Origin of the sequence: Novosphingobium sp. PC22D (assembly GCF_002556635.1) — a bacterium.
Lineage (GTDB): Bacteria > Pseudomonadota > Alphaproteobacteria > Sphingomonadales > Sphingomonadaceae > Novosphingobium.
On sequence record NZ_MWMO01000008.1, the window covers coordinates 143,146 to 157,189 of the forward strand.

General features: G+C 66.7%; 15 protein-coding genes. 7 read left to right on the forward strand and 8 right to left on the reverse strand.

Annotated features, from left to right (window positions below; all coding sequences use genetic code 11):
* The first annotated feature begins 32 nt into the window (after positions 1–32).
* Complete coding sequence (locus B2G71_RS13625; RefSeq protein ID WP_346426940.1) at positions 33–2,999, forward strand: TonB-dependent receptor; 2,967 nt, start codon at positions 33–35, stop codon at positions 2,997–2,999.
* Between the two features lie 99 nt (positions 3,000–3,098).
* Here B2G71_RS13625 and B2G71_RS13630 read toward each other — a convergent pair whose 3' ends face one another.
* Complete coding sequence (locus B2G71_RS13630) at positions 3,099–4,118, reverse strand: hypothetical protein (protein WP_240530156.1); 1,020 nt, start codon at positions 4,116–4,118, stop codon at positions 3,099–3,101.
* A gap of 149 nt (positions 4,119–4,267) precedes the next feature.
* On the opposite strand from B2G71_RS13630, the gene B2G71_RS13635 reads away from it, so the two are divergent.
* From B2G71_RS13635 to B2G71_RS13645, 3 genes are all read left to right on the forward strand, one after another.
* Positions 4,268–4,534: a hypothetical protein gene (locus tag B2G71_RS13635; protein ID WP_098106703.1), complete on the forward strand. Its 267-nt coding sequence runs from the start codon at positions 4,268–4,270 to the stop codon at positions 4,532–4,534.
* Between the two features lie 89 nt (positions 4,535–4,623).
* Positions 4,624–5,154: a hypothetical protein gene (locus tag B2G71_RS13640; RefSeq protein ID WP_141521571.1), complete on the forward strand. Its 531-nt coding sequence runs from the start codon at positions 4,624–4,626 to the stop codon at positions 5,152–5,154.
* Positions 5,155–5,329: 175 nt separating this feature from the next.
* A complete protein-coding gene (locus B2G71_RS13645; protein ID WP_240530157.1) occupies positions 5,330–6,286 on the forward strand; it encodes an esterase-like activity of phytase family protein in 957 nt (318 codons plus the stop codon).
* 91 nt (positions 6,287–6,377) lie between these two features.
* Here the strand turns inward: B2G71_RS13645 and rpmB are convergent, their stop codons facing one another.
* On the reverse strand, positions 6,378–6,662 hold the full coding sequence (rpmB, locus tag B2G71_RS13650; protein WP_098106707.1) for a 50S ribosomal protein L28: 285 nt from the start codon (positions 6,660–6,662) through the stop codon (positions 6,378–6,380).
* A 113-nt stretch (positions 6,663–6,775) separates the two neighbouring features.
* Here rpmB and B2G71_RS13655 point away from each other — a divergent pair, with 113 nt between their 5' ends.
* The 3 genes from B2G71_RS13655 to B2G71_RS13665 all read left to right on the forward strand — a co-directional run bounded on the left by B2G71_RS13655 (position 6,776) and on the right by B2G71_RS13665 (position 9,006).
* The gene (locus B2G71_RS13655) at positions 6,776–7,234 is read left to right on the forward strand and encodes a nucleoside deaminase (protein ID WP_098106709.1); all 459 of its coding nucleotides are present in this window, start codon (positions 6,776–6,778) and stop codon (positions 7,232–7,234) included.
* A gap of 64 nt (positions 7,235–7,298) precedes the next feature.
* Positions 7,299–8,357 (forward strand): hypothetical protein, encoded by a 1,059-nt coding sequence (locus B2G71_RS13660; protein ID WP_098106711.1) that lies wholly within the window; start codon positions 7,299–7,301, stop codon positions 8,355–8,357.
* Positions 8,341–9,006, forward strand: a complete 666-nt coding sequence (locus B2G71_RS13665) for a Fe2+-dependent dioxygenase (RefSeq protein WP_098106713.1) — start codon at positions 8,341–8,343, stop codon at positions 9,004–9,006. Before B2G71_RS13660 ends, B2G71_RS13665 begins: the two co-directional genes overlap by 17 nt.
* A 25-nt stretch (positions 9,007–9,031) precedes the next feature.
* Here B2G71_RS13665 and B2G71_RS13670 read toward each other — a convergent pair whose 3' ends face one another.
* The 6 genes from B2G71_RS13670 to B2G71_RS13695 form a co-directional block, all read right to left on the reverse strand.
* Positions 9,032–9,739 carry a ribonuclease T gene (locus B2G71_RS13670; protein WP_098106714.1) on the reverse strand — a complete coding sequence of 236 codons (708 nt, stop codon included), beginning with the start codon at positions 9,737–9,739 and terminating at the stop codon, positions 9,032–9,034.
* Entirely contained in the window at positions 9,736–10,596 is an 861-nt protein-coding gene (gene nadC, locus B2G71_RS13675) for a carboxylating nicotinate-nucleotide diphosphorylase (RefSeq protein ID WP_098106716.1), read from the reverse strand. Before nadC ends, B2G71_RS13670 begins: the two co-directional genes overlap by 4 nt.
* Positions 10,597–10,681: 85 nt before the next feature.
* Positions 10,682–10,918: a hypothetical protein gene (locus B2G71_RS13680; protein WP_141521572.1), complete on the reverse strand. Its 237-nt coding sequence runs from the start codon at positions 10,916–10,918 to the stop codon at positions 10,682–10,684.
* 302 nt (positions 10,919–11,220) lie between these two features.
* Positions 11,221–12,018, reverse strand: coding sequence for a LytTR family transcriptional regulator DNA-binding domain-containing protein (locus B2G71_RS13685; protein WP_098106720.1), 798 nt, complete (start codon positions 12,016–12,018; stop codon positions 11,221–11,223).
* Positions 12,019–12,065: 47 nt separating this feature from the next.
* Positions 12,066–13,229: a histidine kinase gene (locus B2G71_RS13690; protein WP_098106721.1), complete on the reverse strand. Its 1,164-nt coding sequence runs from the start codon at positions 13,227–13,229 to the stop codon at positions 12,066–12,068.
* Between the two features lie 55 nt (positions 13,230–13,284).
* Entirely contained in the window at positions 13,285–14,037 is a 753-nt protein-coding gene (locus B2G71_RS13695; protein ID WP_098106723.1) for a DsbA family protein, read from the reverse strand.
* Positions 14,038–14,044: the final 7 nt, after the last annotated feature.

The following is a 14,044-nucleotide window of genomic DNA, read 5'->3' on the forward strand; positions in this document are numbered from 1 at the left end:
CAGCCGCTGCCCTTCTATAAAGGGACTTAAACGTGAAAAAGACCACACTGACCGCACTGAGAGTCGGTTCGGCGCCGATGGTGCTTGGCATCGCCATGATGGCGAGCCCGGCCTTCGCGCAGGACGCCGCAGGCGAAGCGGAAATGCCCGCAGACGTCATCGTCGTTACCGGTTCGCGCATCTCGAACCCGAACCTCGAGCTTGCTGCGCCCGTCAACGTCACCACCGCCGACACCATCGACCTGCAGCAGAACAACGTCGCCGAGGAAGTCCTCCGCGAGATTCCGGGCATCGTCCCGTCGATCGGTTCCGCGGTCAACAACGGCAACGGCGGCGCCAGCTACGTCAACCTGCGTGGCCTCGGCTCGACCCGCAACATCGTCCTGCTTGACGGTGAGCGCATCGTTCCGGCCGACATCGTCGGCCGCGTCGACCTCAACAACATCCCGGTCGCGCTGGTCGAGCGCGTCGACGTTCTGACCGGCGGCGCCTCGGCGACCTACGGCGCCGACGCCATCACCGGCGTCGTCAACTTCATCATCAACGACGACTTCGAGGGCCTCGAGCTCAACAGCGGCTACCAGATCACCGAGCAGGGCGACGGTTCGACCTTCCGCGTCGACCTGACCACGGGCGCCAGCTTCGACGACGGCCGCGGCAGCGCGATCCTGGGCATCGGCTACCAGGAATCGGACCCGGTCTATCAGGGCGACCGTGACTTCTCGCTGTTCAACATCGGTTCGTTCACCGGCTCGGGCTCGGGTTCGAGCACCGCGGTCCCGACCCGCTTCAGCGGCGTTCCGGGCCTGACCGGCAACCAGCAGATCTCGCCCAACGGCGAAACGCTGGTTCCCTTCTACGAGCCGTTCAACTTCAACCCGTACAACATCTTCCAGACGCCGTTCGAGCGCTTCAACATCTTCGGCAGCGCCAAGTACGAAGTCGCCGACGGCATCGAAGTCTACACGCGCGGCATGTTCTCGAAGCAGACCGTTTCGACGATCATCGCGCCGTCGGGTTCGTTCGGCATCGCGGCGGAAATCCCGCTTTCGAACCCGTTCCTCCCGGCCGGCATCCGCAACCAGTTCTGTAACGGCATCGGCCTCACCGGCGCCGAGTGCGACGCGGCCGCCGCGGCGCAGGGTCAGGACGATCCGGCCTATCGCTCGGTCACCGTCAACGTGGCACGTCGTCTCGTCGAGCTCGGGCCCCGTCTTTCGGACTACACCACCACCCTGTTCGACTATCGCGCGGGCGTGCGCGGTGACATCACCGACACGATCAGCTTCGACATCTCGGGCAGCTACGGCGAATCCGAGAACGTCCAGGCGATCGGCGGCTACGCGCTCTACAGCCGCGTCCGTCAGTCGCTTCTGGCCGACGGCAACGGCTGCTTCGACGAATCGAACGGCTGCGTTCCGGTCAACTTCTTCACCCCGACCGCGACCGTCTTCAGCGACCAGCAGCTCGACTTCCTGTCGGACAGCTCGTCGGTCACCAATAAGTCGACGCTGGCCCAGGCCCGCGCCAGCATCAGCGGTGACTTCGGCTACGCCCTTCCCTGGGCGATCGACGCGATCAACTTCGCGGTCGGCACCGAGTTCCGCGAATACACCGGCAGCCAGGTTTCGGACTCGCTCGCCAAGAGCGGCGACCTCGGCGGCGCCGGCGGCGCGGCTCCGGACATCAACGGCGGCTACAAGGTCTACGAAGCCTTCGGCGAACTCGCGATCCCGCTGGTCCAGGGCAAGCCGTTCTTCGACGAGCTCAGCCTGAACGCCGGCATCCGCCAGTCGCACTACGAAGTCGACGCGCCGGGCACGCCGACCTACAACACCACGACCTGGACGGTTGGCGGTGCGTGGGCCCCGGTCCCCGACTTCAAGGTTCGCGGCAACTACAGCCGTGCGGTTCGCGCGCCGAACATCTCGGAGCTGTTCTCGCCGGTCAACACGCTGCTCACCAACCTGTCGAACGATCCGTGCGCCTCGATCAACGACGAGGGCGATCGCATCCGCGAAGCTCCGACGGGCGTGCTGCGCGATGTCTGCCTTGCGCAGGGCGCGACGGCGGCCAACGTCGGCGGCATCTCGCAGCCGATCGCCGGCCAGGTGAACTACACCGGCGGCGGCAACCTGAACCTCGGGCCGGAAACCGCCGACTCGTGGACCGTCGGCGTGGTCATCCAGCCGCAGGCCGTTCCGGGCCTGTCGCTCACGGTCGACTACTACGACATCCGGGTGAAGGACTACATCTCGTTCCCGACCCCGGGCGACGCGATCGCCGCCTGCTTCGACAATCCCGATCCGACGAGCGATGCCTGTCTTGCCATTCGGCGTAACCCGATCGACGGTGGCCTGAGCGGTGATCCGGCGACCACCCCGGGCCTCGCGCTCTCGCTCACCAACCAGGGCAAGATCAAGACTTCGGGCGTCGACTTCAACCTCAGCTATCAGCGCGACATCGGCTTCGCGAACCTGATCCTGAACGTGAGCGGCAACTGGACCGACAACTCGACCTTCCAGTCGGGCCCGGCCGCCGATTCGCTCGATTGCGTTGGCATCTATTCGGAAAACTGCACCTCGCTGCAGCCCCAATGGCAGTGGTCGGCGCGCACCACGCTGGCATTCGAGGCGATCGACGTCTCGCTGCTGTGGCGCCACATCGACGGCTTCGGCTATCAGTACCGCAACAACTCGCCCGACGACGACAATCCGCCGGCCTTCTCGGGCGTGCTCGACGAAAGCGCCGGTCCGGTCGCGGGCAAGGAAGTCGATTTCAACACCATCGACTCCTACGACTACTTCGACCTGACCACGCGCTGGAACGCGACCGAGAACTTCACGTTCACGTTCTCGATCCAGAACCTGTTCAACAAGAAGCCGCCGATCCTGGGTTCGGACATCGGTCCGACGGCCTACAACAGCGGCAACACTTATCCGTCGACCTACGATGCGCTGGGTCGCCGTTACGCGATCGCCGCGAAGCTCCGCTTCTAAGCGCTTGCGAAACCCGAAATGACGAAGGGCGGCTCCTCGGGGCCGCCCTTTTCATTTGTGCCGGAGTTCGGCTTGACCGGGGAGGCGCGCGGAAGTCGCTCAGCCGCTCAGGAGCTGGCGGGGAAGGTCGAGCGGTATGCCGAACGTCGCGGCGACCGCACGCGCCCAGGCCGCGACTTTCTCAAGCTCATCGCCGTGCGCCGCGCGTACTTTCTGGCGCTCGGCCTCGAACCGCGCGCGATCGAAGGCGCCGCCGGTCTTGCTGTCGCGGCCGATCGCGCGCGTTTGCGGCAGCGCGTCCTCGTCCGTGGCAAGCCCGAAGTGCGCCGAGCAGGCCGCGATCGCCGCCTCGGGCCGCATCACCAGGTCGCCCGCGCGCAGCGCGCGAAGGCGTGTGTCCGGGGACCCCAGCAAGCGCGCGAAGAATTGCTGCTGCGCGAGCCAGCCGACGGCCGCGACTTGCAGGTCGGATTGCAGGAACAGGTCCTCAGGGCTGAAGCCGAGATCGACGAACCCGTCGGTCAGATAGCCGCGCAATAGCTCGCGTCCCCAGAGGCGGCACCACAAACCTTTCTTGGCGACGGAGGCGAGGAAATCGTCGAGATCGGCATGGAGCAGCACGCCGCGCGCGTCGGGCGCGAGGCCGAGAAGCGCGGGGATCAGCGGATTGACGATGTTCGATGGCTTGACGACGACGGCCTGCTCGCCGGGGTAGGTCCGGCCAAGCAGCCGCAGCGTCGCCGACGCCAGAGCTTCCACCGCCTTGGGATCGCCCCCCCGCCGCCGGAAGCCGACGAGGTCGTTCAGCGCGACCGGCTCGGACAGGCTGCTCGAAACGCCCTCGCGGTCGAACGCGTGCGCGAGCATCGTCGAACCGCAGAAGGCGGAGTGGAACACGAAGTTCAGCCGGCCCGGCGGCGCGCCCTCGAACAGCGCGCCGAGGCGCGCGCGCGGCACATCGATGACGTTCGTGTCGCTGCCGAGATACTCGTCGGTGAGGAACGGGACCTCGCTGCGCCTGGCGCGGGGGACGAGCCGGAAATGAAAGCTGTCGGAGCCCGGGGCATAGCGATGCGCCATCCACTCCGGATCGCGAAGGCGCTGATCGGTCTGGGTCATCATGGCTGCCGATGTGTAGCGCCCCGACCGTCCCCTGCAAGCGCGCCGCACCCGCAAAACATCCGCGCTTCCGGAATTTGCGGGTTACACTCTCTGCTTCCGAAGGATATAGTGCAGTGCATCAAACCTTTTGGAGCGCGAGATCAAACATGCTCGAAATACTTGCAGCCGGACTTTTTCTGCTTTCCTCGGGCGCCGCGGAAGCGACCGATACGGCAGCGCCCGCGACCGAAGAGCCGGCCAAGCCGACCGGGGACGATCGCATCAAGTGCAAGCGCCTCTCGGTCACCGGTAGCCTCACCAAAAAGGAAAAGGTCTGCAAGACGATCGCCGAATGGCGCGGCATGCGCGAACGCAACAGCGAATATGCCCGCGATCTGGTCGACTACACGCGGGGGCGTCCCGCCGGCAATTGACGTCTGGCCCCGCCGTGGCGCAAGGTCCCCGCCGATGCCTTGAAGCTTGAGGTTTCTGCGAGGACATGATGATTCGGCACTGCGCCGCAATGGCGCTCTTGTTATCGACGCTCGCGGCGCTCGCCGCGGTTCCTGCCGGCGCGAAGGACAAGGATGACGATCCGGTCCCTGCCGCGGTCGAAAAACTGGCGGAATGCCGCGGGATTGCCGACGATGCGCAGCGGCTCGCCTGTTACGATCGCGAGGCGACGGCGCTTATCGCCGCGACCGAGGAAGGCTCTGTGCGGATCGTCGACAGCGAGGAAGTGAAGTCGATCCGCCGTTCGTTGTTCGGCTTCTCGGTACCGCGGATCGGCCTGTTCGGCGGCGGCAAGGAGAAGGGCGAGGAGGAGGAGGTCAAGCTCCTCCAGACGACGGTCACCCGGGTCCAGTCGCTGCCTCACGGCAAGTACCTGTTCACGATCGCCGAAGGCGACGCCAAGTGGCAGACCACCGACGCCCCGCTCGCGCTGCGCAAGCCCAAGGTCGGCGACGGCGTCGAGATCGAGCGCGCCGCGCTCGGCTCGTACTGGGTGCGGTTCGAAGGGCAGCGCTCGGTGAAGGGCAAGCGGGTCGAGTGAACGCAAGCCCGGCGCTGTCCGCGTCGCTCGGCTCGCCGCGACTCAGGCGAGATGCAGAGTTGCGGTTCCGGGCCGATGGTGATGAAACACGCCACGTTTCCCTTCGATGGTCTGACCGACGCGTTTGAAACACCCCCGCTCTCCGAGACGCTGGCCGAGGCTACTGGCCGCCGCCGTGCTTGCCGCGTTCCTCGTGTTCACCTGGCTGCGCAGCGAGCCGCCGCGACCGTCCAAGTCGCGCCTCCTGAAGGTCGAGCGCCTGGCACGCCCCTCGCGGGAGACGGTCGGCGGCAGCCTGGGCGCGTTCCGCCTCGACGGTATCTGGCACCTGACCAGCACCTGGTTCTACTTCGGCGGCTTCTCATCGATCGTGCCGCTGCCCGGGCACCGGCTGCTGGCGGTGTCCGACAGTGGCTACCGCGTGAGCTTCGTCACACCGGATCGCGGCCGACCGCGGCCGCTGATCGCCGATTCCGATCATATCTTCCCGGATGAACAGTACATCCGCGATGTCGAATCGACCACGATCGACCCGGTCCGTCGCACGATGTGGCACGGCATCGAAGGCGACAACGCGATCCTACGCACCGACTACGGCTGGTCGCGGGCCAGCAAGGTCGAACCCGAGGCGATCGCCGGGTGGGGGACCAATTCGGGGCCGGAAGCCATGGTCCGCCTGCGCGACGGGCGCTTCGTGCTGCTGCGTGAGGCCTTCACCGGCTGGCTGGAGCCGCGCCGGCACGCGGCGGTGTTGTTCGCGGGCGATCCGGTCGAAGGGGCCAAGGCGCAAGCCTTCGTGTTCGACGGCCCCGACCGCTTCGCGCCGACCGACATGGCGCAGATGCCGGACGGGCGGGTCCTGATCCTCATGCGCCGGTTGGTCTGGCCGATGCCGCAGCGCTTCGCGGGCCGCATCGCGATCGCCGATCCGCGCGAGATCCGCCCCGGCAAGCCCTGGCGCACGCGTACTGTCGCTTATCTCAACTCGTCGCTGCCGGTCGACAACTTCGAGGGCATGGCGATCGTTCCCGACGGCGGGCGGCTCTCCGTCTGGATCATTTCGGACGACAACTTCGGCGCTTTCCAGCGGACCCTGCTCTGGAAACTCAGCGTCGATCCGCGCAAGCTCTAGCGGCCTGCCGTTCGGGCCGGACGCAAAAAGGCGCGCGCGGAAAGCCGCACGCGCCGGTAATGCCTGGAAACCGCCCTTGCGGGCGAGGCGATCAGGCCGCCTGCTTCTTCTTGAGCTCGCGCTTCACCTTGAGCGCGCGCGGGCTGAGCTTGCTGTCCGAAGTCTTGAGCAGCCAGTTGTCGAGGCCGCCGTTGTGCTCGACCGAGCGCAGGCCGTGCGTCGAGACGCGGAACTTGAAGCTCCGCTCGAGACCGTCCGACAACAGGGTGACGTTCTGCAGGTTGGGCAGGAACACACGCTTGGTCTTGTTGTTCGCGTGGCTGACGTTGCAGCCGACCTGGCGGCCCTTGCCAGTCAGTTCGCAGATGCGGGACATGCTCTTTCTCGCTTAGAAAAGTCGTTGCCGTTGATACGGGAAGGCGCGCCCTTACCGATTCCCGGGGGCAAGGTCAAGTTGTACACAGGCGAGCGAAGCGCTAGCGCGCCCGGATGACTCGCTGGCCGCTTCCCGAATCGATGGCGCTGGCGCTCGCGCAGGCGCGCCTAGCCGCCGGGCGGGGCGAAGTGCCGATCGGCGCGCTGGTCGTCAAGGACGGGCGAGTGCTCGGCGCGGCGGGCAACGAAACGCGCGGGCTGGCCGATCCCTCGGCGCATGCCGAAATGCTGGCAATTCGCCGCGCCGCCACAGCGCTCGGCAACGAGCGGCTCGACGGCTGCGAGCTGTGGGTCACGCTCGAGCCCTGTGCGATGTGTGCCGGCGTCATTTGCCATGCACGGATCGCCCGCCTCTATTACGCCGCGCCCGACCCCAAGGGCGGCGGCGTGGAGCACGGCGCGCGTGTTTTCGATCATCCCCAGTGCCTGCATCGCCCCGAGGTCTATCCCGGCATCGGTGAAGCCGAATCGGCCGATCTGCTGCGCGGGTTCTTCCGCGAACGGCGCGACTGATCGGCCTGGCGGACGGTCTAGCGAACGGCTCGACGCACGGGCGCTGCGTGGCTATGCCCGAGGCATGAGCCCGCCCCTCGCCGAGATGCTTGCCGCGCCCGAACTGCTGCCCCACGCGATCGACGAGACGGGCACGCGGCTGCTGCTGCTGCAACTCGACGAAGCGACGATCCGCGAGGCGAGCTTTCTCGACCAGCGCGTGGTCGGCGCGCAGCCGCGCGGCTCGTGGCAGGCACTCGACGATGTGATCGCGGCGATCGATCCGGCCATGCCTGACGATGCCGACTATATCTTCCACCTAGGCCATGTCGGCTCGACGCTCGTCGCCCGCCTGCTCGGTGAACTTGGCGGCGTGCTCGCGCTACGCGAGCCGCAGATCCTGCGCCGGCTCAGCGAAATCGCGGCCAAGGGCGATCCGCCCGACGCGCTGTGGGACCCCGCCATCGTCGAAGTGCGGATCGCGGCGCTGCGCCGTCTGCTCGCGCGCCGCTTCCGGCCCGAGCAGCGCACGCTCGTCAAGGCGACGAGTTTCGTCAGCCAGATCGCCGACCGTCTGCTCGCACCCGGTGCGCGCACGCTTTTTCTCGAGGTCTCGCTCGAAAGCTACATGCGCACGATCCTCGCCGGAGAGAACTCGCGGGCCGAGGCGATGCTGCTCGCGCCGCAAAGGCTGGCGCGGCTGGCGAAGCTCGTGCCCGAGATGCCCTGGCGCGTCTGGACGATGAGCGAGGGCGAGAAGGTCGCGCTCGGCTGGCTGGTCGAGACGCTGAGCCTCGAGCGGGCCGCAGCGCGGATGGCCGGAGACGCGGTGCTGCGCGTCGATTTCGACCGCTTTCTCGATGATCCTGCGGCGGGGATCATGCGCATGGCCGGGCACTTGCGGCTGCCGCTGGCGGAGGGTGAGGCCGCGCGGCTTGCGGCGAGCCCCTTGATGACGCGCTATTCGAAGGCGCCCGAACACGAATACAGCGCGCAGCTTCGCCGCAACCTGCAACGGCAGGCGGGCGAGGAACACCGGGCGGCCATTGCCCAAGGACTGGCGTGGATCGAGGCATGCGCCGCGCGCGATGCATCGATCGCGCAGGCGACAAGACGGAACGCAAGCCATGTTCAAGCAGATTGAAGGCCTTCTCACGAGCGAGGAAGTGGCCGAGCTCAACCGCATCGCCGACAGTTCGGAGTTCGTCGACGGGCGCGTTTCGAACCCGCACAACCAGGCGAAGCAGAATCTCCAGCTCCACGATCCCAAGGTGATCGACGCCACCGCGCGCAAGCTGATCGATGCGCTGATGCGCTGCGAGGACTTTCGCAACTTCGCCTTCCCGCGCGTGATCGCGCCGCCGATCATCACCGCCTACCGACCCGGCATGAAGTACGGCCTTCATCCCGACGCCGCCTTCATGCAGCTCGGCAAGAGCCTGATGCGCTCGGACATCTCGTGCACCGTCTTCCTGTCCGACCCCGCGAGTTACGACGGCGGAGAGCTGCACATCTCGCTTGGCGAGCAGGACGTGCTGATCAAGATGCCCGCCGGCTCGGTCGTGCTCTATCCCTCGAACACGCTGCACCAGGTTCGCGAAGTGACGCGCGGCGAACGGCGCGTCGGCCTGACCTTCATCGAGAGCCGGATCGTCGATCCCGACAATCGCGAGTTGCTCTACGAACTCAACGAGGTCGCCGCGCTCGAGGGACTCAATATGGACTGGGAGAACTACGTGCGGTTGCAGCGCGTGCAGATGGGCCTCCTGCGCAAGTGGGCGGTGGGCTCGTGAACCGGGCCGCCCCCCGGGAAGGCGCCTAGAGCCCGCGCCAGATCTTGAGCGGCGTTTCGTCGGCGAGGCCGAAATGGGCGCGAGGGCACCGGGTCGGCCGAAAGCGCCGATCGTAGCAGACCCGCATGCCGCGCAGCCAGCCCGAGCCGCTCGCCTCGATGCCGACCTGCTCGGCGCGGAAGCCGGGATTGGCCAGGACGAAGGCCTTGCGAAGATCGCCCGCGGTCAGGCCTTCCTTGCGCGAGAGCCGGTCGGCGTCGGGCCAGCGCAGCGATCGCCAGAGGATCGCGCTCACCTTGTAGTACTTCTCCGGCGTCCTCGTCATGCAAGTGCCGTGCTTGAGCCATTCGTGTTCGAGCATCCAGGGCACCGGGGTCATGCACAAGTGCTTGCGGATCAGCTCTGGGGAGGGCCTGGGCCCGGTCGCGCACCACTGCGGATAGGGGCCTCGCGCCGCCTCGGGCCAGAGCCCGTGCAGCACGAAGCCGAAGCGGCCATAGCGCTTCGAGCACTGCATCGTGCCCTTGTTGCGCGCGAGGCGGCAATATTCGGGCGACCAGCTCGCGGACAGCGAATAGCCGCCGATCGCGGTCTTGCGGGCGGGCCCGTCGGGCGTGACCGGCCGCGAAGGCTCGAGCGTGCGGGGCAGGCGGCACTGATAGGCCTGGGCGAGCGCGGGTGTCGCCGGGACGAGCAGCAGCAGGCTCGCGGCGATAACGCCCGTGCGGCTCACAGCGGGGTGAAATCGAGGCCGATGTCGGCCGCCGGCGCGCTCTGGGTCAACCGGCCGACCGAGACGTAGTCGACCCCGGTGGCCGCGATGGCGCCGATCGTCTGCAGAGTGACGCCGCCCGAGGCCTCGATCGGCACGCGGCCCGCGATCAGGGCCACCGCCTCGCGCAGCATGGCCGGGGCCATGTTGTCGAGCAGCAGATGGTTCGCGCCCGCCGCCAGCGCCGGCTCGATCTGGTCGAGCCGATCGACCTCGCAGATGATCCGCTCCACCCCGGCCTCGCGCGCGCGGCGTACCGCCTCGCCGACGCCGCCCGCGACGAGGACGTGGTTGTCCTTGATCATCGCCGCGTCCCACAGGCCCATGCGGTGGTTCTGCGCGCCGCCCATGCGCGTGGCGTACTTTTCGAGGTGGCGCAGTCCGGGGATCGTCTTGCGCGTGTCGAGCAGGACCGCCTTGCCCCCCGTCGCCTCGACATACTGGCGGGTCATCGTCGCGATGCCCGAGAGATGCTGCACGGTGTTGAGCGCGCAGCGCTCGGCGGTCAGCATGGCGCGGGCATTGCCGGCAAGCCGCATGAGAGCAGTGCCCGCAGCGGCCATGGCGCCTTCCTCGGCGAGGATCTCGATCGTCATGTCGGGGTCGAGCCTGCGGAAGAAGGCCTCGGCGATCGGCAGGCCGGCGACGACGACCGCGTCGCGCGAATCCATCACGCCGCTGAAGCGCGTGTCGGGCGCGATCACGCTTTCGGCGGTGACGTCGTGGCCGCCGCCGGGCAATCCCTCGCCAAGGTCTTCCGCGAGGGTCGCCGAAACGAAGGCGTCGAGGTCGAAGCCGGGGAGAGTGAAGGCGCTCATGCGCGCTCTATTGCCGCTTCGCGAACGCCCCGCAAGGGCTCCGCCGCTCCGTCCGGCCTGCTCGCGCTCGCGTCGCGCGCGGACCTCACTTGCGCGGCGAGCGGGGTCTGCGCGTCTTGCTGTCGAACGACTCGCACTTTTCGCGCAAGGCATTGCGTCCCTTGGCGCGCTCCATGCGAATCCGCAGATGCAGCAGCGCCAGGACCAGGGGGACGCCGATCGAGATCACCGCGAGGTGGGTGAACTGCGAGGTCCGCTCGGTATCGCGATAATGCCCGATCGCAAAGGTCACCAGGAAGAGTGCGCTCGAGGCGTACATCACCCATTCGAATCCCGAACCAACGGTTCGTCCGCTGTACTGGCGTTGTGCGAAACGCCAGAACAGACGCCTAAAAGACGGTATCCTCATCCCAGTCATCGGCCTTTTTAAGGCCAACTATTGCTCCTGATTTTCTCTTTGTCGATGCCTGTTTCGGTGCATGTTCGCCGGTCGATGCCCCGCGCCATCGATCCCGGGACGAGCGCCGACCGGTTCGGGCGACGGCACCGCGCCCGAAGATCGACGGAAGTTCTCGCCGCGTGGCACCGTCTCGCCTTGCCGGCGCAGAGACGCGGCGAGCCTGTTCAATGCACGAAGCGCGCGATGACGTCGCGATACGAGCGGCTCACTTTCACTTGTGCTCCCGAATCGAGCACGAGGAAGCATTCGCCGTTGGTATGCGGTTTGACTTGGCGGACCTGGTTCAGATTGACGATCGTCGAGCGGTGCACCCGCTGGAAGATGCGCGGATCGAGGCGACGCTCGAGATCCTTCATCGTCTCGCGCAGGATCAGCGAATTGTCGGCGGTGCGGATGCACATATAGTCGCCGGCGGCTTCGATATGCTCGATCGAATCGACGTCGATGCGGAAGATCTGGCCCCGATCCTTGATGTTGATGAGCTTCTCGTAGCGGTCGGCGCTGGTATCGGGCTCGTCGGGGAGCTGCTCCATCGCGTCGGGCGCGACTTCGGCAAGGACGTTCTTCAGCTTCTCGGCCTCTTCGGCCGAACGCTTTTCGGCAAGCCGGGTGCGCACGCGCGCGAGCGTGTCGGCGAGCTTGTCTTCCTCCACCGGCTTCATCAGGTAGTTGACCGCGTTCGCCTCGAAGGCGCGGATCGCGTGTTCCTGATAGGCGGTGACGAAGACGAACAGCGGCGGTTCGATCTCCATGACGCCGGTGACGACGGAAAAGCCATCGAATCCGGGCATCTGGATGTCGAGGAAGACCAGGTCGGGCTTTTCGGTCTTGATCTTGCGGATCGCCTCGCGCCCGTTCGAGCACGTGTCGATCACTTCGACTTCGGGGAACTTCTCGAGCCGAAGCTTGAGGCCCTGGATCGCCAGGTTCTCATCATCGACGAGGATGGTGCGGATGGTCATTCGATGTGCTTCTCCAGCGCGTGAAACGCAGGTTGAAAGGAATTGTTTCAGCGAGCCGCGACGGAAACGGCACGGACAGGAACGCTTTCCTCCTCGTGCTGCTCGCGCAACTCGACCGGGATTTCGATAATGACGGCAAAGCCGCCATCGGGCGGTTCTATCGTTTCGAAACGGTGCTTGTCGCCGTAGGCCTGGGCCAGGCGGTCGCGGATATTCGACAGGCCCACGCCCGTCGATACGGGTTCACCTCCATCGTAGGTTACGCCCGAGAGCCTGTTGCTGGTCGCGCTGCTTTGCAAGCCGGGCCCGGTGTCCGAGACGGTGATGCGAAGCATCTGCCCGACAAGCTGCGTGGAGATGTCGATCTCCGCGCCGCTTTCCTGCGGACTGACCGCGTACTTGATCGCGTTCTCGACCAGCGGCTGGAGCAGCAGCGAGGGCAGCATCGCGTTCTCGGTGGCGGGATCGATGTCGAAATGGGTGCGCAGCCGTTCCTCGAAGCGCATGCGCTCGATATCGAGGTAGAGCTTCAGCGTCTCCACTTCCTGCGCGACGGTTACGCGCCCGGAAGGCTTGTTGACGAGGGTATAGCGCAGGAACGAGGAGAGCCGGCTGAGCATCGCGTTGGCGGGCTCGGTCTGCTTGAGCAGCACCAGCGTCGAGATCGAGTTGAGCGTGTTGAACAGAAAGTGCGGATTGAGCTGATAGCGCAGCATCGCGAGCTGCGCCTGCGTCGCCTGCGATTCGAGCTGGATGAGCTGGTCGTTCTGGTCCTCGACCTGAAGATAGAAATTGATCGCGTAGTAGAGCGCCGACCACGCGCCGAGCAGCGTCGCATCGAGATAGAACACGCCGATGAAGAGCTGCGCGAAGTTCGCCTCGCTCTCGGTGCGGTATAGCGAGATCACCCAGGCGTCGATGAAGGCGTGGAGCCCGACCGCGAAGGGCAGCACCAGCATCGTCACCCCCCAGGTGACGAGCGGGCGCTGGCCGATGAGCTGGCGATAGATCACCGCGAGCACCAGCGAGATCGAAAAGCCCGTCACCGTCGCGATCAGCACGAGCACGAGGAAGGCGGCGGGCTGGTCGTTGGCGATCGCCGACATCGCGCGCAGCAGCATCGCGCCGGCCCAGCCGGCAAGCTGGAGGCGCCAGAAGGCCTGGTTCTTGTTCGCGAAGAACGGGTTGGGCTGGATCGGGAGGACTGCCATCGGCCTATCTTCTAGCTCAAGCCGGGTAAAAGCGGAAATCGCGCGTCCGGGTCTCTCAGCCGCCGCGCGCCGTCTCGATCGCCTCGGCCAGCGCCTCTCGCCCGACTGCGCCGGTGATCACCTCGTCGCCCACGACCCAGCTCGGCGTCCCCGAGAAGCCGAGCTTGCCGGCGAGATCGACGTTGCTCGCAAGCTCCTGTTCGACGCGCGGCGTCTTGGCGGTCTTGCGGGCGCGATCGATGTCGAGCCCCGCGGTCCTCGCCGCCGCCTCGATCGCCGCGGGATCGGGCTGGCCGGCTTCGAACATGGCGCGATGGAAAGCGGCGTACTTGCCCTGCTCGGCGGCGGCGAGTCCCATGCGCGCGGCCTCCGCGCTTTGCGGGCTGAGGATCGGCAGCTCGCGGATCACGACCTTCAGGTCGGGATTTTCGGCGATCAGCGCTTCGACGTCCTCCATCGACCGGCGGCAGAAGCCGCAGGCGAAGTCGGTGAATTCGACCAGCGTGACCTTGCCCTGCGGATTGCCGAGGATCGCGCCGGGGAAGGGCCGCTCCACCTCGTCGCGGATGGCGCCCAGGCTGGCCCGGCTTTCCTTGCGGCGCAGGTTGTCCATCGCTTCGGGAATGATCTCGGGATTGGCGAGGATATATTCGCGCACCACGTCCTCGATCGCCGCGCGGTCGCGCGCGCCGGGGCCGGCCAGAACCCGCTCGGCGAACCAGCCCGCGATCGCGGCCAGCAGCACCAGCGCGATCACCAGTCCGATTCCCAGGGCGCTTTTGCCGCCCGTGCCTTCGACGCCGTTCATCGCCTTC